The 24,173-nt window shown below is 44.4% G+C and carries 19 protein-coding genes; 9 read left to right on the top strand and 10 right to left on the bottom strand.

The features are described from left to right. Positions 1-20: 20 nt before the first annotated feature. The 3 genes from AB6D07_RS01720 to AB6D07_RS01730 are packed head-to-tail and all read right to left on the bottom strand — an operon-like array spanning position 21 to position 2,320. The gene (locus tag AB6D07_RS01720) at positions 21-956 is read right to left on the bottom strand and encodes a bifunctional GNAT family N-acetyltransferase/hotdog fold thioesterase (protein WP_009848032.1); all 936 of its coding nucleotides are present in this window, start codon (positions 954-956) and stop codon (positions 21-23) included. A gap of 16 nt (positions 957-972) precedes the next feature. Continuing rightward, positions 973-1,407, bottom strand: coding sequence for a D-aminoacyl-tRNA deacylase (gene dtd / locus AB6D07_RS01725; RefSeq protein ID WP_004735590.1), 435 nt, complete (start codon positions 1,405-1,407; stop codon positions 973-975). Continuing rightward, positions 1,379-2,320: a virulence factor BrkB family protein gene (locus AB6D07_RS01730; protein WP_012603002.1), complete on the bottom strand. Its 942-nt coding sequence runs from the start codon at positions 2,318-2,320 to the stop codon at positions 1,379-1,381. Before AB6D07_RS01730 ends, dtd begins: the two co-directional genes overlap by 29 nt. Positions 2,321-2,541: 221 nt before the next feature. On the opposite strand from AB6D07_RS01730, the gene AB6D07_RS01735 reads away from it, so the two are divergent. After that, on the top strand, positions 2,542-3,183 hold the full coding sequence (locus AB6D07_RS01735; protein ID WP_017099256.1) for a DUF2959 domain-containing protein: 642 nt from the start codon (positions 2,542-2,544) through the stop codon (positions 3,181-3,183). A 20-nt stretch (positions 3,184-3,203) separates the two neighbouring features. Then, the gene (locus tag AB6D07_RS01740; RefSeq protein WP_017102444.1) at positions 3,204-3,734 is read left to right on the top strand and encodes an AAA family ATPase; all 531 of its coding nucleotides are present in this window, start codon (positions 3,204-3,206) and stop codon (positions 3,732-3,734) included. 192 nt (positions 3,735-3,926) lie between these two features. Here AB6D07_RS01740 and typA read toward each other — a convergent pair whose 3' ends face one another. Beyond that, positions 3,927-5,759 (bottom strand): translational GTPase TypA, encoded by a 1,833-nt coding sequence (gene typA, locus AB6D07_RS01745; protein ID WP_009848036.1) that lies wholly within the window; start codon positions 5,757-5,759, stop codon positions 3,927-3,929. 563 nt (positions 5,760-6,322) lie between these two features. Here typA and glnA point away from each other — a divergent pair. From glnA to AB6D07_RS01770, 5 genes are all read left to right on the top strand, one after another. After that, complete coding sequence (glnA, locus tag AB6D07_RS01750; protein ID WP_009848037.1) at positions 6,323-7,732, top strand: glutamate--ammonia ligase; 1,410 nt, start codon at positions 6,323-6,325, stop codon at positions 7,730-7,732. A 239-nt stretch (positions 7,733-7,971) separates the two neighbouring features. Further along, the gene (locus AB6D07_RS01755; RefSeq protein ID WP_012602998.1) at positions 7,972-8,541 is read left to right on the top strand and encodes a DUF4124 domain-containing protein; all 570 of its coding nucleotides are present in this window, start codon (positions 7,972-7,974) and stop codon (positions 8,539-8,541) included. 168 nt (positions 8,542-8,709) lie between these two features. After that, positions 8,710-9,786, top strand: a complete 1,077-nt coding sequence (gene glnL, locus AB6D07_RS01760; protein WP_012602997.1) for a nitrogen regulation protein NR(II) — start codon at positions 8,710-8,712, stop codon at positions 9,784-9,786. Between the two features lie 110 nt (positions 9,787-9,896). Beyond that, positions 9,897-11,300, top strand: a complete 1,404-nt coding sequence (gene glnG, locus AB6D07_RS01765) for a nitrogen regulation protein NR(I) (RefSeq protein ID WP_009848040.1) — start codon at positions 9,897-9,899, stop codon at positions 11,298-11,300. Between the two features lie 108 nt (positions 11,301-11,408). Beyond that, a complete protein-coding gene (locus AB6D07_RS01770) occupies positions 11,409-14,024 on the top strand; it encodes an EAL domain-containing protein (protein WP_017102445.1) in 2,616 nt (871 codons plus the stop codon). An 83-nt stretch (positions 14,025-14,107) separates the two neighbouring features. Here AB6D07_RS01770 and hemN read toward each other — a convergent pair whose 3' ends face one another. From hemN to AB6D07_RS01795, 5 genes are all read right to left on the bottom strand, one after another. Continuing rightward, positions 14,108-15,499, bottom strand: a complete 1,392-nt coding sequence (hemN, locus tag AB6D07_RS01775) for an oxygen-independent coproporphyrinogen III oxidase (protein ID WP_017099251.1) — start codon at positions 15,497-15,499, stop codon at positions 14,108-14,110. 347 nt (positions 15,500-15,846) lie between these two features. Then, positions 15,847-16,335 carry a DUF2489 domain-containing protein gene (locus AB6D07_RS01780; protein WP_009848043.1) on the bottom strand — a complete coding sequence of 163 codons (489 nt, stop codon included), beginning with the start codon at positions 16,333-16,335 and terminating at the stop codon, positions 15,847-15,849. Between the two features lie 6 nt (positions 16,336-16,341). Beyond that, positions 16,342-16,899 (bottom strand): Der GTPase-activating protein YihI, encoded by a 558-nt coding sequence (gene yihI, locus AB6D07_RS01785; protein WP_004735577.1) that lies wholly within the window; start codon positions 16,897-16,899, stop codon positions 16,342-16,344. Further along, positions 16,899-17,537, bottom strand: a complete 639-nt coding sequence (locus AB6D07_RS01790) for a class I SAM-dependent methyltransferase (RefSeq protein WP_004735576.1) — start codon at positions 17,535-17,537, stop codon at positions 16,899-16,901. Before AB6D07_RS01790 ends, yihI begins: the two co-directional genes overlap by 1 nt. Before the next feature lie 557 nt (positions 17,538-18,094). Further along, positions 18,095-18,712: a cytochrome c gene (locus AB6D07_RS01795; protein ID WP_017102446.1), complete on the bottom strand. Its 618-nt coding sequence runs from the start codon at positions 18,710-18,712 to the stop codon at positions 18,095-18,097. Positions 18,713-18,860: 148 nt separating this feature from the next. On the opposite strand from AB6D07_RS01795, the gene yihA reads away from it, so the two are divergent. Both yihA and AB6D07_RS01805 read left to right on the top strand, forming a co-directional pair. Further along, positions 18,861-19,520 (top strand): ribosome biogenesis GTP-binding protein YihA/YsxC, encoded by a 660-nt coding sequence (yihA, locus tag AB6D07_RS01800; protein ID WP_017102447.1) that lies wholly within the window; start codon positions 18,861-18,863, stop codon positions 19,518-19,520. Positions 19,521-19,750: 230 nt separating this feature from the next. Further along, entirely contained in the window at positions 19,751-20,356 is a 606-nt protein-coding gene (locus tag AB6D07_RS01805; protein ID WP_017102448.1) for a hypothetical protein, read from the top strand. 507 nt (positions 20,357-20,863) lie between these two features. On the opposite strand, the gene polA is transcribed toward AB6D07_RS01805, so the two are convergent. Further along, entirely contained in the window at positions 20,864-23,665 is a 2,802-nt protein-coding gene (gene polA, locus AB6D07_RS01810) for a DNA polymerase I (RefSeq protein ID WP_017102449.1), read from the bottom strand. Positions 23,666-24,173 lie beyond the last annotated feature (508 nt).

Raw genomic sequence — 24,173 nt, forward strand, 5'->3', positions numbered from 1 at the left:
TATCTGCTAGCCATTGTCAGCTATACGCTTACGTTGGAGTCCGTTGATAATCTCTTTTTGTAGTCAGGGATCAGCATATAGGTTCCCGTAAACTCAACCGCCTCCACGTCGCCACTGTTAATGGTCACGTGAATGATGATACGAGCTTTTCTGCCTGACGCGAGGCGATCTAAATCGCCACTGATCCCATCCAATGACGTGGATGCCACTGGGTTTTGCTCAACTGGATGACGGTAACGAATATTACTATCTGCTAGTACGATATCACCAGTCAACCCACGCTCCTTCATTAGTAACCAAGTCATACCCCAACCGGTTAAGGTCGCCAAAGTAAAGGCTGAGCCAGCAAACATGGTGTTATGAGGGTTAAGGTTTGGATTCAACTGAGCGCTACACTCGAACTGATACCCCGTGTATTGGTTAATCTTGATGCCCATCTTGTCACTGATCGGGATCTGATGCTCCCAGCGCTGTTGAAGCTCATTACACCATTCTGGTTTGCGCAGTACATCAGCCATTGGATCAAGAGGTTTTACCATCTGTTGGTGACGCACAGGCCCACGTTGGTCGTTAATCTCACCACGACGCTCAAACTCATTCTTCTCATAGAATGAGATCGCATCTTCACGTGCATTACACACCAAACGCTTCGCTCCTTCTTGGCGTGCCAGTGACTCTAGCGCAACCAAGATAAGTGAGCCCATGCCTTTGCTTTGGCGAGAGTTCTTCACCGCCATATAGCGAATCTGCCCCTCTAGATCTGGGGTGATATAGAGACGACCAATCGCCATCGGGCGACCTCGACCATCAACAATCATGCGATGGTGACTCATTGGGTCATATTCATCGCGCTCTGAACCGACCGGCATTCGCCAAGGTTCACGGAGCATTTGCCAACGAAAATGGTAATACTTGTTCAGTTGATTTTCGGTGGTCGGGGTTATGAGTTTAAACATGCTTATTCCTTTAAGCCTAAACCTGCAGCCAGAATGTCACTGGGCCATCATTAACCAAAGACACTTTCATGTCGGCTGCGAATCGGCCACGTTCCGTTGGCAACACTGATTCACATTGGTCAGAGAAGTAGTTGTAAAGACGCTCTGCATCTTCTGGGTGAGCACCGCGAGAAAATCCAGCTCGCGTGCCTTTCTTGGTATCAGCTGGCAGTGTGAATTGAGACACCACGAGTACTTTGCCTTCCACCTGCTTCACGTTGAGATTCATTTTATCGTCTTCATCTCCAAAGACACGATAAGTAGTCACTCGTTCCATCAAACGTTTGGCTTTGGCTTCATCATCACCTTTTTCTACACCTAACAGAACTAATAAGCCTTGCTCAATCTCACCCACTACTTCGCCATCAACACGGACGGCAGCTTCACTTACTCTCTGGATCAGTGCTATCACTGTTGTTTCCTTGCTCTGTAATTTTGTCTTTATCCGACGAGTGTACCATTTCTTGAGAGTCACTCCACTGTTCCTGCTCGCCCAACGCGGCCGTCACTTCAGCACCCACTAACACAATCAACCAGCACAAATAGACCCAAACAAAAAGAATGGGAATCGCCGCTAATGCGCCATAAATCAACTGGTAAGACGGAAACTGAGTAATGTAAGCTGCAAAGCCTTTCTTGCTGAGTTCGAACAACAGAGCCGCCACTAGAGAGCCAGCTGCCGCATGAGAAAAGTGTATCTTTTTGTTGGGAACCAACAGATACAGACCGAAAAACGCAAAGAATGAGGTAATCAAAGGGAGCTTGCGAATCACGGTATTAAAAGCACTCGACACAACTTCGTTTTGTAACAAGTTTAATGATGTCACATACGAGGTTGCAGCAATGCTCGCTCCGATCAAAATAGGCCCAAGAGTTAGCACCATCCAATACATCGAAAAAGACAACACAGCACGTCGCTTTTCCGTTACTCGCCAGATGTAGTTTAGGTTTTTATCAATATTGGAGATCAGCATCAGAGCGGCAATGAATAAGAACACACTACCCACCGCCGTCATCTTGCCGGTATTGGCAACAAACTCCAGTAAAGCACCATGCACCGCATCCCCGGAAGCGGGAACAAAGTTGGTAATAACGAAGTTTTGAATCACTAAACCAACATCAGCAAAAACTGAAAATGACGACAAAATAGAGAGCAAAACCGTCAACATCGGTACGATCGAGAGCAAAGTAATGTACGCCAAGTACCCTGCATTCACATTAACTCTATCGTGCGTCATCCGCGTAAGAAGATAGCGGGAAAACTGGATGCTTCCTGTAGCTGCCTTTTTTATCTTCAACTTGTAACTCCCTGGTAACTCGTTCATAGTCCTAATTAATATTCCGTTATATTAATCACAGTAAGTAAATGTTCGAAAATAGCGTAGGAAAAAGGCTTGAGAACAAGGAAGCCCTTCTCGGCAAAGAATAGTTTCGATAAGTAGTCATTCTACAATCAAAAATTCTAACGCCGTTATCGAGCATTTTAACAAGCTAGGTTGAACAGTTATTTACTACGATTGATATTATCTAACTATAGGAAACTAGGATGCCTTATTTAATAGTTATAGTCCTCTCTATTTTTACTCTTACTGGATGCCAATCAGCTTATTACTCCGCAATGGAGCAAGTGGGTTACCACAAGCGTGACATTATGGTTGATAGAGTGGAAGACGCTAAAGAGTCGCAACAGGACGCTCAGGAAGAGTTTACTAGCGCACTTGAAGCTTTGAGTAGCCTGACTAATTTTAGTGGCGGCGACCTTGAAGACATGTACAACAAGATTAATGATAAATACCAAGACAGTGAAAAAGCCGCACAAAATGTCAGTGACCGCATTGCTGCGATTGAAGATGTGTCGGATGCGCTATTTGCAGAATGGCAGGGAGAGTTGGACCTTTACACCAGCGATTCACTGCGTCGTTCAAGTGAGAAAAAGCTGCGTGAAACCAAATCGTCTTACCAAACCATGCTGTCAGCGATGAAAAGAGCTGAGAAGAAAATGGATCCGGTACTCAACACTCTTCGCGACAACACGCTTTATCTCAAGCACAACCTCAATGCGAGTGCCGTTGGTTCATTGCAGGGAGAGTTTATGAGCTTAGAAAAAGACATCGCCTACGCGATAGAACAGATGAATGCGGCGATAGCAGAGTCGGATAAGTTCTTAGCTCAACTGAACCAGAAGTAGCGCTACATAGAAACAACACCATGCAGCCTATCATTATTACTGGCGGTCCCGGAGCCGGAAAAACAACGCTGATTAACGCCTTGGGTGACATGGGTTACCCAACCTTCGCTGAATCCTCTCGCCAGTTGATAGAACAGCAGAGCCAACTTGAGAACGGTATCTTACCTTGGTTAAACCTTCCTGGATTTTCTCAGCTATGCTTAGGAGTGATGAATGAGCAGAAAGAGCAAGCGAAGCAGCACCAAATTGCTTTTCTTGATCGCGCCATTCCAGACATTTGTGGCTATTTGGCTCAGGCGAAACTAGAGATAAACACAACCTACCGAGAAGCGAGCCAAGGTTATCACCCCCAAGTGCTGTTCTGTCGCCCTGAGGCATCGATTTACGTACAGGATGATGTGAGGCCTTACCCGTTTGAAGAGGCATTAGAGATTCACCGCGCTTTAGTAACAGTCTACCAAGAGCTTGGTTACGAGGTGGTTGAAGTGCCGTTTATGTCGGTCTATAAGCGGCTTCAATTCGTTGAGCGTTACTTAGTTATCAAAAGCTAGATCCCCAACTCGGTCGTTCCTCCCTCTTGAGGATGACGAATACTTGAACGCCCTTCGAATCTCTCATCTCGTTCACCCGCATCTACTCCAACACCACATAAAACAAAAGCCCCGAGCAGCTAGGCTGCTCGGGGCTTTCTTATTTATTCTAAAACGTATTGCTTGAATAGCTAGAAGCTAGTCAGCTGGCAATTAAGCCTTAGCTGGACGTGCTGCACGCTTACGTTCGTTTTCAGTAAGAAGTTTCTTACGGATACGTACGTTAAGTGGCGTTACTTCTACTAGTTCATCTTCATCGATAAACTCAAGAGCTTGCTCTAGAGTGTGCTTGATCGGTGGAGAAAGAACTTGTGCTTCATCAGTACCAGATGCACGAACGTTCGTTAGTTGCTTACCTTTTAGACAGTTTACTGTCAGGTCGTTTGAACGGTTGTGAATACCGATTACTTGACCTTCATAAACTTCATCCGCGTGCTCTGTGAATAGACGACCACGAGCTTGAAGGAAGAATAGAGCGTAAGTAAGAGCTTTACCCGTTGCGTTCGAGATTAGAACACCGTTATTACGCTGACCAATGATACCGCCTTTGTAAGGACCGTAGTGATCGAACGAGTGGTAAATAAGACCAGAACCAGACGTCATTGTAAGGAATTCAGTTTGGAAACCGATAAGACCACGAGAAGGCATCATGAAGTCCATGCGAACACGGCCTTTACCATCTGGTGCCATATCTGTTAGCTCACCCTTACGTAGACCGATGCTTTCCATGATCGCACCTTGGTGCTCTTCAACTACATCGATAGTAACCGTTTCGAACGGTTCCATTTTCTGACCATCTTCTTCTTTGATGATTACTTCTGGACGAGATACTGCTAGCTCGAAACCTTCACGACGCATGTTTTCGATCAGGATAGAAAGGTGAAGTTCACCACGGCCTGATACGCGGAAACGGTCTGGACTTTCAGTTTCTTCAACACGTAGTGCAACGTTATGAACCAATTCTTTTTCAAGACGCTCAAGGATGTTACGTGAAGTTACAAACTTACCTTCTTTACCCGCGAACGGAGAAGTGTTTACTTGGAAAGTCATTGTTACTGTTGGTTCATCAACAGATAGAGGTTCCATTGCTTCAACAGTGTTTACGTCACAGATAGTGTCTGAAATTTTCAGCTCACCAAGACCTGTGATTGCAATGATGTCGCCAGCGTTAGCCTGTTCTACTTCGTGACGCTCAAGGCCTAGGTAACCAAGTACAGTACCTACTTTACCGTTACGTTTTTTGCCTTCAGCATTCACGATAGTTACTTGTTGGTTTGGCTTAACAGAACCACGAGTAACACGAGCAACACCGATAACACCTACATAAGAGCTGTAATCAAGTTGCGAAATTTGCATTTGTAGTGGACCGTCAAGGTCAACTGCTGGTGCTTCTACTGTATCAACAACAGCTTGGAACAATGGTTCCATGTTCTCGCCAGTTTCGCCTTCAGTCATTGTTGCCCAACCGTTTAGAGCTGAAGCGTAAACAACGGTGAAGTCTAGTTGCTCATCTGTAGCACCTAGGTTGTCGAAAAGGTCGAATACTTGATCCATAACCCAATCAGGACGAGCGCCTGGGCGGTCAATCTTGTTGATTACAACGATTGGCTTAAGACCGTGTGCGAATGCTTTTTGCGTTACGAAACGAGTTTGAGGCATTGGGCCATCAACTGCGTCAACGATAAGCAGAACAGAATCAACCATAGACATGATACGCTCAACTTCACCACCGAAGTCCGCGTGTCCCGGAGTATCTACGATGTTGATGCGGTAATCATTCCAGTTGATTGCTGTGTTCTTAGCAAGGATTGTAATGCCACGCTCTTTTTCGATGTCATTCGAATCCATGACACGCTCTTCAGCTTCACCACGAGACTCAAGAGTGCCTGACTGTTGTAGTAGTTTATCAACCAAAGTCGTTTTACCGTGGTCAACGTGCGCGATGATCGCGATATTTCTTAACTTATCAATCTGTGGAGTAGACATGGATTCTCGATTCACTCATAAAAGTAGCCGTCACTTATCTCAAAAGTTTGGATAATAACCGCTAGCTTGATTTAAAAAACGGTCAATAATATACCAGATTCTAGACAAAAACCCAGAAATATGTGATCTGAACCAAGGCTTTTTTCTTTATTAGCGATTCATATCCGCTTAACTTTGGTTCCGTACAGTGTCTAGTCGACTAATTCGTAGGGTTATCGAAAAGTATCACCCGCTAAGTGGGCAACCAAATCTCAGGTAAAATAACAAAAGTGGATTGACAACTTAGGCAATTCATTGCTGAATGGTGTTCGCTTATGTCTCATATTGGTGCACAGATAAATAGTTGCACCAATATCGTGCAACCAAAGATCATTTTGGTGCAAAAGTCAGAGCTCGCAAATCAAGTAAACAAGTAAATCATTGAAATTAATGGAATAATTTTTTTGGCACGTTTTTGGCTATAGATAAATCAGCATCGATTAATGCACGTATAGACATTAATCAATGCTGGTTTCAACCGAATCGAGCTAATACCGAATTAATAACACTGGAGGTTATCCAAGATGTCAGTAGAAAATGTACTATCCCTGATCCAAGAGAACGAAGTTAAATTTATCGACTTACGTTTTACTGATACAAAAGGTAAAGAGCAGCACATCTCTATTCCTTCTCACCAAGTTGATGCAGACTTCTTCGAAGAAGGCAAAATGTTTGACGGCTCTTCAGTAGCTGGTTGGAAAGGCATTAATGAATCTGACATGGTAATGATGCCAGACGCAGCTTCTGCTGTACTGGACCCATTCACAGAAGATGCAACGCTAAACATCCGTTGTGACATCCTTGAGCCTGCAACAATGCAAGGCTACGACCGTGACCCACGCTCTATCGCTAAACGTTCTGAAGAATACCTACGTTCTACGGGTATCGCAGACACAGTTCTAGTGGGTCCAGAGCCAGAATTCTTCCTATTCGATGACGTTAAGTTCTCAAACGACATGTCTGGTTCTTTCTTCAAAATTGATGATGTAGAAGCAGCTTGGAACACAGGCTCTGACATCGAAGGCGGTAACAAAGGTCACCGTCCTGGCGTTAAAGGCGGTTACTTCCCAGTAGCTCCTGTCGATTCATCTCAAGATATCCGTTCAGCAATGTGTCTAGTAATGGAAGAGATGGGCCTAGTTGTTGAAGCTCACCACCACGAAGTTGCAACTGCGGGTCAAAACGAAATCGCAACTCGCTTCAACACGCTAACAACAAAAGCGGATGAGACTCAAATCTACAAGTACGTTGTACACAACGTTGCGCACGCATTTGGCAAAACAGCGACATTCATGCCTAAGCCACTAGTTGGTGACAACGGTTCTGGCATGCACGTTCACATGTCATTGAACAAAGATGGACAAAACTTGTTTGCTGGTGATAAGTACGGCGGCCTATCTGAAATGGCGCTTTACTACATCGGTGGTGTAATCAAGCACGCTCGTGCAATCAACGCATTTGCTAACCCATCAACGAACTCATACAAGCGTCTTGTACCTGGTTTCGAAGCACCTGTAATGCTTGCTTACTCAGCACGTAACCGTTCTGCTTCTATCCGTATCCCAGTAGTACCAAGCCCGAAAGCACGTCGTATCGAGCTACGTTTTGGTGACCCAGCAGCTAACCCATACCTATGCTACTCAGCAATGCTTATGGCTGGCCTTGACGGTATTAAGAACAAGATCCACCCTGGCGAAGCTATGGATAAAGATCTATACGACCTTCCTGCAGAAGAAGCAGCTGAAATCCCAACAGTTGCAGAATCTCTACAAGGTGCTCTAGCAGCACTTAACGAAGACCGTGAGTTCCTAACTGCTGGTGGCGTATTCTCTGACGACTTCATCGATTCTTACATCACACTGAAATCTGACGACGTACAGCGCGTGAACATGGCTACACACCCACTTGAGTTTGAACTGTACTACTCAGTTTAATCCTTAGTCGGTTAGCATGTAATTCTTACTGCAGTAAAAGCTATTGCAACATGTAAGAAGCACTAAAAAATATTAGGCTCGCCTCGCAGGCGGGCCTTTTTTCTATTCTCCCTCCCCCTGCTTCCTCGTACCATATCTTAAACAAAGCCCTCAGAGGCTGTTGCTATAAATACAATAAAATCAATAACAAAACTAACGTCAAACGTGAAAACACCTAACGGTGGAAAGAGGCTAACGATATGAAAAACATACTGTTCCTAATCGGATTAACAGTCGCATTCTCGTGCTCTGCTCAAACGGTGTACACCTGGGAAGATGAGGATGGTGTGCTTCACTTTAGTGATACCCCTACCGATCAAGGTGCGGAGGCTCTTCGCCTACCTGACGTACAAGCTTCCGCACCAGCCCCTAAATTTGAGGCCTCAACGCCTGTTGACGCTGCAGATCCCTCTACAAGTAAAACGGCAACACCAGCTCAAGCTCAGAAAAAAACAGATAACACGAAACGAGAGGTACCCGCTCAGTTAGCCCTCAGCATGCTGACTCCAGTTCATGATCAAACCATCCGCAGCAACCGTGGCTTAATCCCAATAAAAATAAAACTCAACCGCAAGCTTGGTATTGGAGAGCAGTTGCAACTGATGCTCGATGGTCGTCGTTATGGCGCTCCACAAACCCAACCTAACTGGGAATTGAAAGGTATCGATCGAGGCACTCACACCATTGCAATTCAAGCACATAGAAGCGGCAAGCTTATTGCATCTACTAGTCCAGTCACCGTGTATTTACATCGAGCGACGCTCAAGTAAGCCAATGTGTTAAAAGAGGCCAAATTACCTCTACTTTTCACCTGATCGAAGCAGCTTTCAGCAACTCTAATGAATTATCTTTAGCTTCTGGTTGATATGCGCCATACTTGAACTTAGCTTCGCACCAATTTGGTGCAGTGAGAAAAACACCAGTTCAAGGACGAAATAGTGAATCGATCAGCCAAAAGCGACAGCATAGATACACATCATCTTTCCAGCGCCATTCTCGACAATATGGTGACCTCAACATTGATGCTCGATGAGCAACTGTATGTCCGATATGCCAACCCGGCGGCTGAACAACTCTTTTCGCAAAGTGCACGACGTATCGTTGATCACCCTCTGAGCCAACTTATCCAGCACGCCTCACTGGATTTAGCGCTGTTGACTCAACCGCTACAAAGTGGCCAAAGCATTACCGACAGTGACGTTACCTTTGTGGTTGATAACCGCCCACTAATGCTTGAGGTAACAGTGAGCCCAATATCTTGGCAGCGAGAAACGCTGTTATTGGTTGAGATGCGCAAGATAGACCAACAAAGACGCCTCAGCCAAGAGCTCAACCAACACGCTCAACAACAAGCGGCTAAACTATTGGTACGCGGATTAGCCCATGAGATTAAGAATCCATTGGGCGGATTAAGAGGAGCCGCGCAGCTACTTGGTAAAATGCTCCCTGATCAGTCCCTTAATGAATATACGCAGATCATTATTGAACAAGCCGACCGCCTGAGAGCTTTGGTCGATCGCCTGCTTGGCCCACAGAAACCGGGGACCAAATCGGAAGAGAACCTTCACCAAATACTTGAAAAAGTAAGGCAACTCGTCGAGCTAGAATCAGGTTCAACACTCGTCATCGAACGAGACTACGACCCGAGCCTACCGGACATCTTGATGGATTCAGCACAGGTAGAACAAGCCATGCTCAATATAGTGAGCAACGCAGCTCAGATTCTGAAGGCTCAAGAATCAGGAAAAATCACCATTCGCACCAGAACGGTGCATCAAGCAAACATTCATGGTCAGCGACACAAACTCGCCGCTCGCATTGAGATCTGCGACAACGGCCCGGGTATCCCCGATGAATTGAAAGACACCCTGTTTTACCCAATGGTCAGCGGACGAGAAGGAGGTACAGGGCTAGGGCTATCGATATCTCAAAACCTGATCGATCAACACAATGGGAAAATTGATGTTGAAAGCTGGCCGGGCAACACCACATTCACGATTTATTTGCCGATATAAGCAAAGCTGGGTCTCCCACTGGAAACAACGTTTCATTAGCAACACTGAATACCGAACAATAAAAACAACAATGATTATCACAATAGATTTGGCTGCAAAGGAATTGAATTATGAGTAAAGGATACGTTTGGGTCGTCGATGACGACAGCTCTATCCGCTGGGTAGTAGAGAAAACACTTTCATCTGCGGATATAAAGTGTGAAACATTTGCTGATGCAGAGAGCGTATTACTTGCTCTTGAGCGCGAGACGCCAGATGTATTGGTATCTGATATTCGCATGCCCGGCATTGACGGTATTGAGCTTTTGCATCAGGTTCATCAACGCTCTCCCGACCTGCCAGTGATCATTATGACCGCGCACTCAGACCTTGATGCAGCGGTCAATGCTTATCAAAAAGGCGCTTTTGAGTATCTGCCTAAGCCGTTCGATATCGATGAGACACTGACTTTAGTAGAACGAGCAATCGCCCACAGCCAAGAGCAAAAGCGAGAACAGGCGAGTGAAGCAGTAGAAGACACCAACGCGCCAGAAATCATTGGCGAAGCGCCTGCGATGCAGGAAGTCTTCCGCGCCATTGGTCGTTTGTCTCGGTCATCCATTTCCGTACTGATCAATGGTGAATCAGGTACAGGTAAAGAACTAGTCGCACACGCCTTACATCGTCACAGCCCAAGAGCGAAAAAGCCCTTTATCGCCCTGAACATGGCTGCGATTCCCAAAGATCTCATCGAGTCAGAACTGTTTGGCCACGAAAAAGGCGCCTTTACCGGTGCTAACAGTGTTCGCCAAGGACGCTTCGAGCAAGCCAACGGGGGTACTCTGTTTCTTGATGAGATTGGCGACATGCCACTCGATATTCAGACTCGACTACTGCGCGTGCTGTCTGATGGCCAGTTTTATCGCGTAGGTGGACATTCTGCGGTTAAGGTCGATGTTCGTATCGTTGCCGCAACCCACCAAGATCTTGAGCGCTTAGTACATGACGGTGGTTTCCGTGAAGACCTTTTCCATCGACTCAACGTTATCCGAATCCATATTCCGGCACTGCGCGAACGTAAACAGGACATTGAAAAGCTGACTCACCACTTCCTAGCATCAGCCGCTGAAGAGCTTGGTGTAGAAGTGAAGACACTACACCCAGAGACCATTCTGAAGCTCAATCAGCTCAATTGGCCGGGAAACGTGCGTCAGCTTGAGAACATTTGTCGTTGGTTAACAGTAATGGCAAGTGGTAGTGAAATACTTCCTTCGGATCTGCCTCCTGAGTTGTTGGAAGAGAAGGTTGTGATCAGCGAAGGTACTGATGGTAATTGGCAACAACTGCTGGCTAATTGGGCCAAGAGTGCGCTTGATTCCGGCGAAAAAGAGCTGCTGACTTATGCTCTACCCGAGTTTGAACGTATATTATTAGAGGCCGCACTCAACCATACTAATGGCCATAAACAAGATGCAGCGAAAGTTTTAGGATGGGGAAGAAATACCCTGACTCGTAAACTCAAAGAGTTGTACTGATCTTTATATGCCTCTATATGCATATTTTTTAAAGCTAAAAAAGTGTCGCTTGCTTTGAATAGTATCGGTACAATTACAGTACACTATCTATCCAAACTGTAGCTAAAGATGTCTTTGAAAACACAAATTACCTTGAGAACCGCAGTGGTTCTGCCATTCGTGATGATATTTCTCTTCACTATGGGCGTAATGATTTTCACTCAAAAGCAAAGCTACAAGGAGATGGTGAGTGATATTAGTGCGCGCCAACTAACATCACTCACTGATAACGTTCATCAAAGCCTTGCCGATTTTTTAGAAAAGCCATTTCACGCTAACCTTTCACTAAGTCATAACATCGGTTATCACAACCTTTATAAAGAGGGAAATCTTAGTCAGGTTCAAGACTATATTCTTTACAAGTTTTCTGCGCATTTTCAAGCGATCCCTCAGCTTGATGTAATCGGCTTTGGTTCTGAAGATGGTAACTATGTCGGCTTTCGAAAAGAAACAAACCGCGGCTTAACTTTAATGGCCCGGGATGATCGAACTCAAGGCAAACTTGTCATTTATCGTGGTAATACGATTAGCGGAGACATTCGAACCATAATTTCAGGTTATGACCCTAGAGTTCGCCCTTGGTACACTCCAGTAGTGACACAGAACAAGGCTGTATGGTCATCAATTTATGCCAATGCAGATGAACGACAAGAGATCACTTTATCGGCTCTCGCTCCTATCTATAGTGATAACGAGCTCAAAGGTGTCCTCGCCAGCGATATTAAGATCAACACCTTTAATGCTTTTCTCAAGGATCTCAAAGATAAAACGGATGCCTCTGTTTATATTATTGATAAGCAACAGCGCTTAGTCGCTCATTCGGGCGGAGGCAGCGTGGTCTCTTGGGGAACAGGACAAACAGACAAAGGCCAGCGCTTGTTAGCAACAGAGAGTGCTAACGCGGTAATACGTGAAAGTGCCCGTTATGTAGATAAGTTTCATCTAATCGATGATTTAAATGTGCAGCGCTTTAGTTTTAATTTAGATAACGAACGATATTTCAATCAACTTACCCCTTATGAAGATGAGTACGGCATCACTTGGATTATTGGTATGTCGATCCCAGAAAGTAGCCTACTTGGTGAATTACCAAAAAACCAAAGAAACAGTTGGTTACTCGGTCTAACGCTCAGTTGCATTGGTATTATCGTTGGATTAATTGCCTTTAATCGCGTCACTCAACCCATCACTTCAACTGCAGGGGCAGCAAAGCGCCTCGCCAAAGGTGACTGGGAGACGAGCATGCCAAAAACGGGCAACATCTATGAAATTAGCATGTTAACTGCGTCATTTAATGAAATGACCAACAATTTAAAGGCTTCTTTTCAGGCGTTACAGGCTCAACTTACCTATGACTCATTAACCAAACTGTATAGTCGTGAAGGCTTTATTGATACAGCCAAGAAAAACCCTGAAAACGAAAAAGGTACACTTTATTTAATTGGTATTGACCGCTTTCGAGATATTAATGATAGCCTCGGCCATTACAATGGTGACCAACTGCTTATCATTGCGGCCGCTCGTTTAAGAGGTACGCTACCATCGAACTTCCTGTTAGCTCGAACTGGCGGGGATGAATTTGCGATTTACGCTCCTAACATCAATCAAATAGATGACGTTCAACTACTGACGAGTCGCTTACTTCGAATCTTTACCTCCCCATTTGCCATGGAATCAGAAAGCGTGGTCATCAAAGTATCAATGGGGGTCGTGAATGTCTCGAACGTCAACGACATTACACTGCTGCTACGCAACAGCAGTATAGCCTTGAGCAACGCAAAGCAAGACAAAACCAGTGTCAGTATTTACAACCCAGAAATGGGCAAAGCATCGAGATATCGTACCAAGATGCTGGCACGTCTTAACAAGGCAATTGATCTTCAGCAGTTCGAGCCTTTCTATCAGCCTATAATCGACCTTGAATCTGGAGCTACCATAGGTGCCGAGGCTTTGGCTCGTTGGGTAACGGACGAGGGTATAATCTCACCTTTGGAGTTCATTCCTTTAGCAGAAGAAACAGGATTGATCTACGACATTGGTAAGCAGATTTTGCACAAGTCATGTCGAGATACCGCAATTGCGATTGAATCTGGAAAATGGAATAAAGACTTCTCTATTCACGTTAACTTATCTGTCGACCAACTGAGTGAAAGCGGATTTATTGAATTGGTTAAAACCACGCTGCGTGACACCAAATTACCAGCCCAAAACCTGACGCTAGAGATCACTGAATCACGCATCGTCGACAATGACCAAACCATCATCGATAATATGCTGACGCTAAAAGCACTAGGCATCTCGATTGCAATTGATGACTTTGGTACCGGCTATTCGTCACTGGCTTACTTACACAAACTGCCATTTGATTGCTTAAAGATCGATCGCAGCTTCGTCAGTAAGTTGGAAAAAGAGAACCTAGACAGCTCCATCGTCGCGGCCATCGTCAACATTACCAAGGGTTTCAAAGTGAGTTTGGTGGCAGAAGGAGTTGAAACACAACAACAAGCTGAACTACTCAAGCAGCTTCAATGCCCATTAGCTCAAGGTTTCTTATACAGCCGTCCAGTTCCGTTTGACCAATGGCCTACCGACCTACGCAGTAAGCTAAATGCCAAGTTTAAAACGAATAACAAAGCCGAACAAAACGCAGAGGCCAAACAGGGCACCAAAGAGAACATCGCCTAAATCAGGCAGAAACCGAATGAGTCAGATACAAAAATGCCAGCATGATGCTGGCATTTTTTATGTTTCTATTCTCTATCGAGTTATTAGATGACGCGAGAGAATTGCTGTTGGCGAGCCTTGGCACGTAGGTATTTATCAAAACACATACAGATGTTACGGATCAGCAAACGGCCACGCAAAGTTACGCGGATTTCTTTGTCATCGACTTCAACCAACTCATCGTTGATAAAGGTTTGTAGAAGCTCTAAGTCTTCTTTGAAGTAGCGATTAAAGTTAACCGAGAACTCAGATTCGATCATTGTTTTATCAAGCTTGAAGTTACAAATCAGCTGCTTGATCACTTCACGACGTAGAAGGTCGTCACTGTCTAGAGCAACACCTTTCCAAAGTGCATGACGCAGGTCATTCACCTGAGCGTAGTACTTCTTCAGCTCTTTCTGATTTTGTGCGTAAGCATCACCAACCATAGAAATCGCAGAAACACCGAAACCAATTAAGTCAGCTTCACCTTGGGTCGTGTAGCCTTGGAAGTTACGATGCAGAATACCTTCACGTTGTGCTACGGCTAGCTCATCTTCAGGTAGTGCGAAGTGATCCATACCAATGAACTGGTAACCCGCACCGGTTAGCGTCTCGATAGTATCTTGTAAGATAGCCATCTTCTCTTTAGCTTCAGGTAGGTCTTCATCTTTTATCTTACGCTGCGCAGCAAACAGTTGCGGCATGTGTGCGTAGTTAAATACAGATAAACGGCCCGGCTTCATTTCTAACACTTGCTTCAATGTTTCAGCGAACAAAGCTTGAGTCTGCTTTGGTAGGCCGTAGATCAAATCCAGGTTAGTTGAACGGAAGCCTAGCTCTGTCGCACGTTGAACCATTGCAATAATGAACTCTTCATCTTGCTCACGGTTAACCAGCTTCTGTACTTCTTTATTAAAGTCTTGCACGCCAATGCTCAGGCGGTTGAAGCCTTCATTTCGAAGGTGGTCAAGTACGTCTAGCTCAATCTCACGCGGGTCAACTTCAATACTGATTTCAGCGTCAGCGGTGAAGTTAAACTCTTCACGCAAAATGCCCATCAAACGAGTGATTTGTGTTTTGGTCAAGAACGTTGGTGTACCACCACCGAAGTGCAGTTGAGTCACTTTACGGCCATTCAATAAAGAGGCGCGCTGGCGGATTTCATGTTCAATCACATCCAAGTACTCATCCGCTTTATGCGAGTGACGAGTAATGACTTTATTACAACCACAGTAGTAACAAAGCTTATGGCAGAACGGGATATGCACGTAAAGAGAGAGTGGACGCTCAGGGTACTGAGTACACGCCATGTCGTAATCAGCGACGGTAAACGCTTCATGAAACTCCAACGCTGTTGGATATGAAGTGTAACGAGGTCCCGAATAGTTGTACTTGTTTAAGATCTCTTGATCCCAAACGATTTGCTGATTCGTTGTTACTGGCTTGCTCGACATAGCGGTAATTCCAATTTAGATCCGCGAGAACCTAAGGTCTCTCAAATCATTTTACATACATTAAAATATAGACGGGTTATTTTGCCACACGACCAGTAAGGTCGTTCCAAGACAAAATCAATTTTTCAGACAAAAACTCAGAACTGCTAGCTTGATCACTAACAAAGCGTCGGGATTAACGAGACGCAAAAGGTAAGAAAGCTCATTTAACATTGTCTATTAAAAAGCAAGGCGACTTAAAAACAATATGCCTTTAAAACAAAGCGTCTTAAAGGCATAGGTATTAAAAGCAGCACATCTTAAAAATGGAGTGTTAAACAAGCCTCTATATTAAATAGTCTTAGTGACTAGATCATCTGAATGTTGATTTGGTTGTTGAGAGGCTTAACCTTCTCCTGCAACCTTTTCAAATCTTCGATGACCGCATCATTCAAGCGAGTCTCTGCCTTATGGCGCGTGAGATTCTGCTGCATGCGATCTTTCTTCGTCAGTTCCTGTCTTGCATCTCCGCGAGCCATATCTTTTACGATATGGTACAGCTCAGAAAGAGCAGGATATTCAGAATCAAAATCAACACGCTCATCACCCTGAACGTTATCCATAATGATACACACTCGAATACTGATCTCAGGTAAGTCACACTGGCCTTGAATACCCGCTAAGCACAAAGTATTTACGTTTTCGTAAATCGTCGCGTTACGTTTTTCAATGGCAAGTGCTTGATGCTGCTTTTGCAACTCCGTCTGCTTCTTCACTTGAAGTAGAAGGTAACCTGCGTAAGAGCCCAAGCCGAGAATGATAATTCCACCAGCAATTGCTAATAAGGTTACGTTCATTGGCTATTAACCTTTAAAGCTGTCTAAGTCGAAATCTTCGAATTGAGATAGCAAGTCTTCGTCAGAGCTTGCTTTCTTCTTAGAGGCAACAGGTGCTTCTTCGAAGATCTCTTCTTCATCGTCTTCTGGCTCTAGCAGACCTAAGCGGCCCATTAGGTGTTCGATACGATCAAGTTTCTCATCAACAAACTTCTGCAGACCAGCACCTAGGTTTTCACCATTTTCGATACGATCTAGCAATGTGTTCAGTTGAGCATCATTCTCAAGCATCTCTAACTCTTGTTCGTTAGATAGCTTGCGCTCTTGTTTCGTCGACTTCTTCGCTGGTTCAACAATCAGCGGGATTTTTTTCTTGCTGCCTAAACGAGGGTCGCGAGCTAGTGCAGCTTTACGCTGTTTTGCTTCGCTACCATCAGAGTGACGGCTGCCAGACTTAAGGCCTTTACGCTTTTTAACACGCTTACGTTCACGACCTTCAACATCAGATTCACTACGGTTACGAGTAACCATAGGTTCCGGAGCGCCAAGTGCTCCCGGTTTTCTTGATTTCTTACTACGACCCATTACTGCACTTTCCTCAGTAAAATTACATCATTTCCAAAAAATTCTAGTTCGAGCTTATCCCGCTCTGCCAAAAACTGGAATGTTTGACGACTAAAGAAGACGACATGTGTCGGGTCATTCTTGTAGTGCCAACCAGCAAACGCGTCTACGTCTATTACTAGTTTAGTCATAAGACCAATCCAGCCCTTGGGTTTAACTAAATTCAACCATTGCTGCCACACTTTGTCTGGGTGGTAAAGATGCTCTATCACCTCCGTGGCAGTCATAAAGTCATACGTTTTTTCCAACACAGAAGCTTCTGGGTGGTAATAGATATCGTACAACTCCATGGTGTGTCCGGCTTCTTCTAACATAATAGATAGCGTAGGGCCTGGGCCACAACCAAAATCCAACCCGTGTGAGTTAGATGAAATTTTGTCTGTTAGTGGATCCGCGATGCGAGATAGAAAACGGCGATAGCCTGCATCACTAGGATCGTTCTCATGGAGATCATAGTGTGCTTTCTCTTCTTTTGCTTCTAACCTTTGTTCAGGTTTAACAAATACCAGTTCACATTGCTGACACTGCAGATAGGCTCTGCGTTTGTCTTCAAAATAGTGATTCACGCCTTGGTGATGGCATAAGGGACAAGTATACATAGCACATCCTTAAACAGGGATGCGAAACATACCAGAAACTGAGTTTATAGTGGAGAGGTATTGGGTGTTTTTTCATCAAATCAATAAAAAAAGCGATAGGAAAACCTATCGCTCTCTAAATCTGCCTATATCGGCCAAAATTTGCATACTCAACTTGGTACACAAATCTCCATTTGTTATTGGTGCTTTCCATGCCAAATTTGTTTGTTGTTCATCGTCCTGATGAGTTTTGGCTATCCTTTTCTAACACCTTGTTGCTGGGCTGTCCTAGCCTGATCCGTTTCTGTCTATACCGTTAGACTAGATGACCATCCGTATCTAAGTCAGCTCCTAGCTGATGGCGGCTACTTTACCTTTTTACAAAAAGACTACAAGAGTGCGAGCTCACACTTTTGTACACAATTCGAACACGCATTGATAAATTAGGCATTAACACAAACCAGATATATAAAATCAATACAAAAGAAAACGCCCCAACCATTACTGATCGGGGCGTCTCTTCAATCTCGCTCGAACGTACATTTCATTACTCTGGCTAAGAGCAAGAAACCGACATATTAGTGTAAACCACCAACGTACTTCGATAAGGTATCAATATCTGCGTCTGTTAACTTTTTAGCTACATCACGCATCATCGCATTCATGTCGTTATTACGGTTACCATCGCGGAATTTCTCAAGTTGAGCCTTGATGTAATCTGCGTGCTGACCTGAAATCTTAGGGAAACCAGAAAGTTCGGTACCATTACCACGAGGGCCGTGACAAGCAATACAAGCCGTTACGCCGCGTTCTGCGTTACCCGCAGTGTAAAGAACCTTACCTTCATCTACTACATTTTCAGGAGTAGAGTTACTAGAGATAGGGAGAGATGCGTAGTATGCCGCTAGGTCAGCCATATCTTCTTCAGATAAAGGCATCGCCATTGCACCCATTACAGGCTCGTAACGACCTTGTTTACCACCACTCGTCATACCTAGCTTAAGCTCTTTTAACTGCTTCTCTAGATACTTCTCATGTTGACCAGCCAGCTTAGGATACTGAGTGATCAGACTGTTGCCGTCAGCACCGTGGCAGGCAACACATGTTCGTGATTTGGCTTTACCAGCTTCAATACTACCTTGAGCCCATACTGAGCAGCTGGCTAAAAGACTCAAAATTAGCGCTAATTTCTTCATGACATTCCATTATAATTATCAAGCTTCCAGTACCACTCTATGTTGCCACTCATGGTACAATAGGCGACCTTATGCCGAGCACGGTTATTTTACACAAATTCACAAAAAAGTAATCAATCGACTACACAAAGTCGAGATGGAGTTAACAGTGAGCGTAAAAATTCATTATCAAAACACGCATTTCATTACCAGTGCACCTGATATTCGTCACTTACCAGAAGACGAAGGGATCGAAATTGCGTTTGCAGGACGCTCCAATGCTGGTAAATCTAGCGCACTAAACCGCGTTACAAACCAAAAAAGCTTGGCGAAAACCAGTAAAACCCCAGGTCGAACTCAGCTAATTAACCTATTTAAGGTTACCGACGGCTGTCATATTGTCGATTTACCGGGATATGGCTTCGCTCAAGTACCGCTTGAGATGAAGAAAAAATGGCAGAAGTCGCTAGGTGAATACCTACAACGACGTGAAAGCCTAAAAGGTTTAGTGGTATTGATGGATATCCGTCACCCAATGAAGGACCTTGACCAACAAATGATCTACTGGGCTATCGATAGCCGCATCCCAGTACAGGTTTTGTTAACAAAAGCAGACAAACTGAAAAGCGGTGCGCGTAAAGCACAGCTACTGAAAATCCGTAATGATGCGAAATCTTTCGGTGGTGATGTAGCGGTTGATGTCTTCTCTTCAATGAAGGGCATCGGCGTTGACCAACTGCGTGCCAAGATGGATGAGTGGTTTGCTCCGGTATTTGCCGATCAAATCCTTGATAAATTAGCTGACGAAGAGCAAAACGACTCAGAGTAATTCCTCTATATAGATCTTTATCTATAATTAGAGGCTAAAACACTTACAGCAAGTGATTTAGCCTTATCAATACCCTGCCTTATATAGGTGGGGTATTTTTTTGCCAAAAAATTAGTGAGTTAAACCTAGATCTTGAGAGTTAAAGACAAGATTAATCAGTTAGAAGCGAGAGAAGTGAACCATACTAAAAGACAACCTTTAACAAACTAAACAGTGAGAAAGGAATACTCATGTGGAAAAAACCCTTGGCGACCATCGCACTTATATTGATCTCATTTTCCGGTGTAGCATCTGAAGCGGAACAGCCCAAGACCGAGGCCGCTCTAGTCAATGTTGATATGACCTTGGACTTGGATGGTATGGAAAAATACGCTCAAGATGCGAGTGAATCCCTTGAGGTGATATCGCAATCTTTGCAGGCGATAGTCAACAACCCCAACCTCAGCAATGACCAACAACAAGCCCTGAATCAAACCGTTGAAAGCATCAATCAACTTGCGAGATCCACCAAGACATCACTCAATCAACTCCCACAAGTCTTAGACCAATCTCGACTCGCCTTTAAGAAAACCAGTCAGTTACTGCTAGATGATATCCAAACTAAAATCATTATTGCGTTGGCAGCCGTTATCGCTGTCATTGTTATCGCGTTGACCGCTATCTATCTACTTATCCTAAAACCCATGCAGCAAACCTTGGTGGAAGCGACCAACAATATCTCTTCTATGGCGCAATCTATCCAGATCACGGCCGAAGCTCTGAAATACAGCACCGAGAAACAACAGGAAATCATGGACTACATTGAACATTCACCCACTCAATACACTGATAAATAAGACGTAAGCGATCAATGCACTATGAGTTACTTGTAAAATAAAAGTTATTTTCAAGAGTAAAACAATCCACTTAGCGACGGATTAAAATTACCAATTGCTGATTGAATTCCAGATCTAAGGCAATCAAGTGTTTATCACGCTGCTTGGGGGAAACGTAACAAAAGGCACTAAAAATGGGAGATTTTACGGGGGAATAGTAGGTTGGAGATATTTTTCTTTCGCACAAGAAAAAACGCCCCAGTCAAATACTGACTGGGGCGGCTGAATCAGCCTAATCCAATAACGTGAAACAAAAGGTCTGAAAGATAGAACATCTTACCTCTGTACCCTACAAGGTTTAATGTACAACAATTGCTCAGAAATGAAAACCATTTTTGTAGTTTTTTTTCATGAACGTTTTATTAAAACACCCAAAATCTTCTTATGACCTAACTTTATTCGAGACAAAAAAAAGCCAGTGTTTGTGCACTGGCTCATACTAATTTACTCAATAAGGTCAAAAACTGATTAGTGGGCTTGATCCCAGTTGTCACCGTGGCCAGCTTCCGCGACAAGCGGTACTTCTAGCTCTGCAGCAGATTCCATCAATTCTTGTACTTTACTTTCAATTTCGGCTAAAGCTGACTCTTCCACCTCAAACACCAATTCATCGTGTACCTGCATAAGCAGTTTCACACGACCATCGCCTTCCGCTTGAATCCATTCATCAACCAACAGCATCGCTTTCTTAATGATATCTGCTGCTGTGCCCTGCATTGGCGCATTGATTGCCGCACGTTCAGCAGCCTTACGACGCATGCCATTTCGAGATTGAATCTCAGGAAGGTGCAGACGACGACCGTAAATGGTTTCAACAAAGCCTTGCTCTGAAGCCGCGCTGCGTGTGTCTTCCATATACTGCATCACACCTGGGTAACGCTCAAAGTAAGTATCCATGTAGTGTTGTGCTTCGCCACGAGGAATACCTAGCTGCTTAGCCAAACCAAAAGCACTCATGCCGTAGATAAGACCAAAGTTAACCGCTTTAGCACGACGACGCTGCTCAGTGGTCACACTCTCAATATCAACACCAATGATCTCAGCAGCCGTTGCCGCGTGGATATCTTTGCCTTGTTGGAATGCTTCCAGCAGCGCTTTGTCACCTGATAGGTGCGCCATGATACGCAATTCAATTTGAGAGTAATCGACCGCTAGAATCTTCCAACCATGTTGTGCAACGAATGCTTGGCGGATACGACGACCTTCTTCATTACGAATTGGGATGTTCTGTAGGTTTGGATCAGTCGAAGACAAACGGCCCGTCGCGGTCACCGCTTGATGATAAGACGTATGAACACGACCAGTCTCAGCGTTGATCATCTTCGGCAGTTTATCTGTGTACGTCGACTTAAGCTTCGCAAGACCACGATACTCAATGATCAACTTAGGTAGCGGGTAATCAAGCGCCAGCTCTTGAAGCACTTCTTCGTTGGTTGAAGGTGCACCTGATGGCGTTTTCTTGATAACTGGCAGACCCATTTTCTCAAACAGGATCGCTTGCAGTTGTTTTGGCGAGTTCATATTGAACTCTTGCTCTGCTATCTCGTAAGCTTTCTGCTCTAGCTCATCCAGACGAACCGCAATCTCTTGTGATTGAGCGCCTAGCAACATGTCATCAATGAATACACCAGTGCGTTCAATGCGAGACATCACAGGGATCAACGGTACTTCGATTTCTTCATAGATGGTTTTAAGCTTTTCATCTTGCTCGATGTTTTCCATCAGGCGGTTATGCAAACGTAGTGTCACGTCAGCATCTTCTGCAGCGTATGGAGACGCCTCACCCAGTTCAATCTGGTTGAAAGTAAGCTGTTTCTTGCCTTTACCTGCGATTTGCTCAAATGAGATGCAGCTGTGCTGAAGGAAACGCAACGCTAGGCTGTCCATGTCATGCTTGCCACCTACGCTATTGAAAACGTAAGACGCCAACATGGTGTCATGTTTAATACCCTTCATTTCGATACCGTAGCGCGCTAGCACACTCATATCGTACTTCAGGTTTTGACCCACTTTAGCTTGAGCATCATCTTCAAGAATCGGTTTAAGTTGTTCAAGTACCCAATCACGATCCAGCTGTTGCGGTGCATCTAGGTAATCATGAGCAACTGGTACGTAAGCGGCAACGCCCTCTTCCGTCGCAAATGATAAACCGACTAGATTCGCGACCATGTAATCAAGGCTGTCTGTCTCAGTATCAAAAGCAAACAATTCAGCTGCTTTAAGCTTTTCTAACCAAACATTGAATGACGCTTCATCTAGAATCGTTTCGTAGTTGCTACGATCAATCGTCACGGCAGACGTATTCATCTCTACAGTAGAAGCGCTGCTACGTACTGATCCAGCTCCCGCTGCGGAAGATTTCTCATCCGCCTCAACCACTCCGCTGCCACCTTCAAGGAGCTCGTTCAGCCAAGATTTGAAAACCAATTGACCGTATAGCTTGATCAACTCATCGATATTGGGTTGAGCTTTTACCAATGATTCTGGTGTCTCTTCAAGCTCAACATCTAGCTTGATTGTTGCAAGCTCGTAGGACATGTCAGCATTGGCTTTATTATCAGCCAGCTTCTTAGCCATCGTCTTCGAACCGCGGAAACCAAGCGCCGCAATATCATCAAGATTCTGATACAACTTTTCGATACTACCAATGCCTTGTAGTAAAGCCGTCGCTGTCTTGTCACCCACACCCGGAACACCAGGGATGTTATCGACTTTATCACCCATCAGTGCCAAATAATCGATGATCAGTTCTGGCGGGATACCAAACTTCTCAATCACACCTTCGCGATCCATTACCACGTTGGTCATGGTGTTGATCAGAGTAACGTTGTCATCAACTAACTGCGCCATATCTTTATCACCAGTACTGATAAGTACAGGCATCCCCATCGCAGAAGCTTGAGAAGCCAACGTACCAATCACGTCATCTGCTTCAACGCCAGGAATAGAGATAAGTGGCAAACCCATCGCACGAATCACATTGTGCAATGGTTCTATCTGGCAACGAAGATCGTCAGGCATAGGTGGGCGGTTTGCTTTGTACTCTGGGTACATGTCATCACGGAACGTTTTCCCTTTCGCATCAAAAATAACCGCAATACGATCAGAAGCAAATTGACGCATCATGCTGCGTAGCATGTTAACCACACCATAAACAGCGTTCGTTGGGATATCACCATTGCTCATGGTGCCAGGGTAAGCATGGAACGCGCGATATAGGTAAGAAGAGCCATCGATCAGAATCAATGGATTATCAGGAATACGAGCCATAATATTTGTGAATCCAGTAAGTACAGAAATTATCTGTTAAGAATGCCACGTCTGTTGGTTGGATTCCATGTTGTCGATCTGTATCCGTTCACTCGGTTGTATTCGTTATAATCAATTTGTTGTTATTTTTTGTTCTTAGACGCAAGCGTTCTGTGGATAACTCTGTTTATATTATTTATCCACCCTGTTGAGAAGTAAGGTTAACAAATCAAAAAACACCAACAAAACACTGATAATAAAGAACAATTTTACAGATCGAACATATGACCAACGATCTTTTTACGATCCTGCATTGTGGAAAAGAATGCTGATGGCGTTTTATTCATAAAAAAACGTGCCACTAAATATGCATATTGTTGAATTGGAGGTATAAAAAAAGCGACACCCGAAGATGTCGCCTAGCAAAAACTGGTAAAGCCATTCAAATTGAATACCACAGCTTTACCTAAAAGCTATAAATTACACTGGAAGCAATGTGAGCAATGTCGTGTCAAAAAGAACTTAGTAC

Origin of the sequence: Vibrio sp. 10N.239.312.C11 (genome assembly GCF_041466065.1) — a bacterium.
GTDB classification, from domain to species: domain Bacteria; phylum Pseudomonadota; class Gammaproteobacteria; order Enterobacterales; family Vibrionaceae; genus Vibrio; species Vibrio tasmaniensis_A.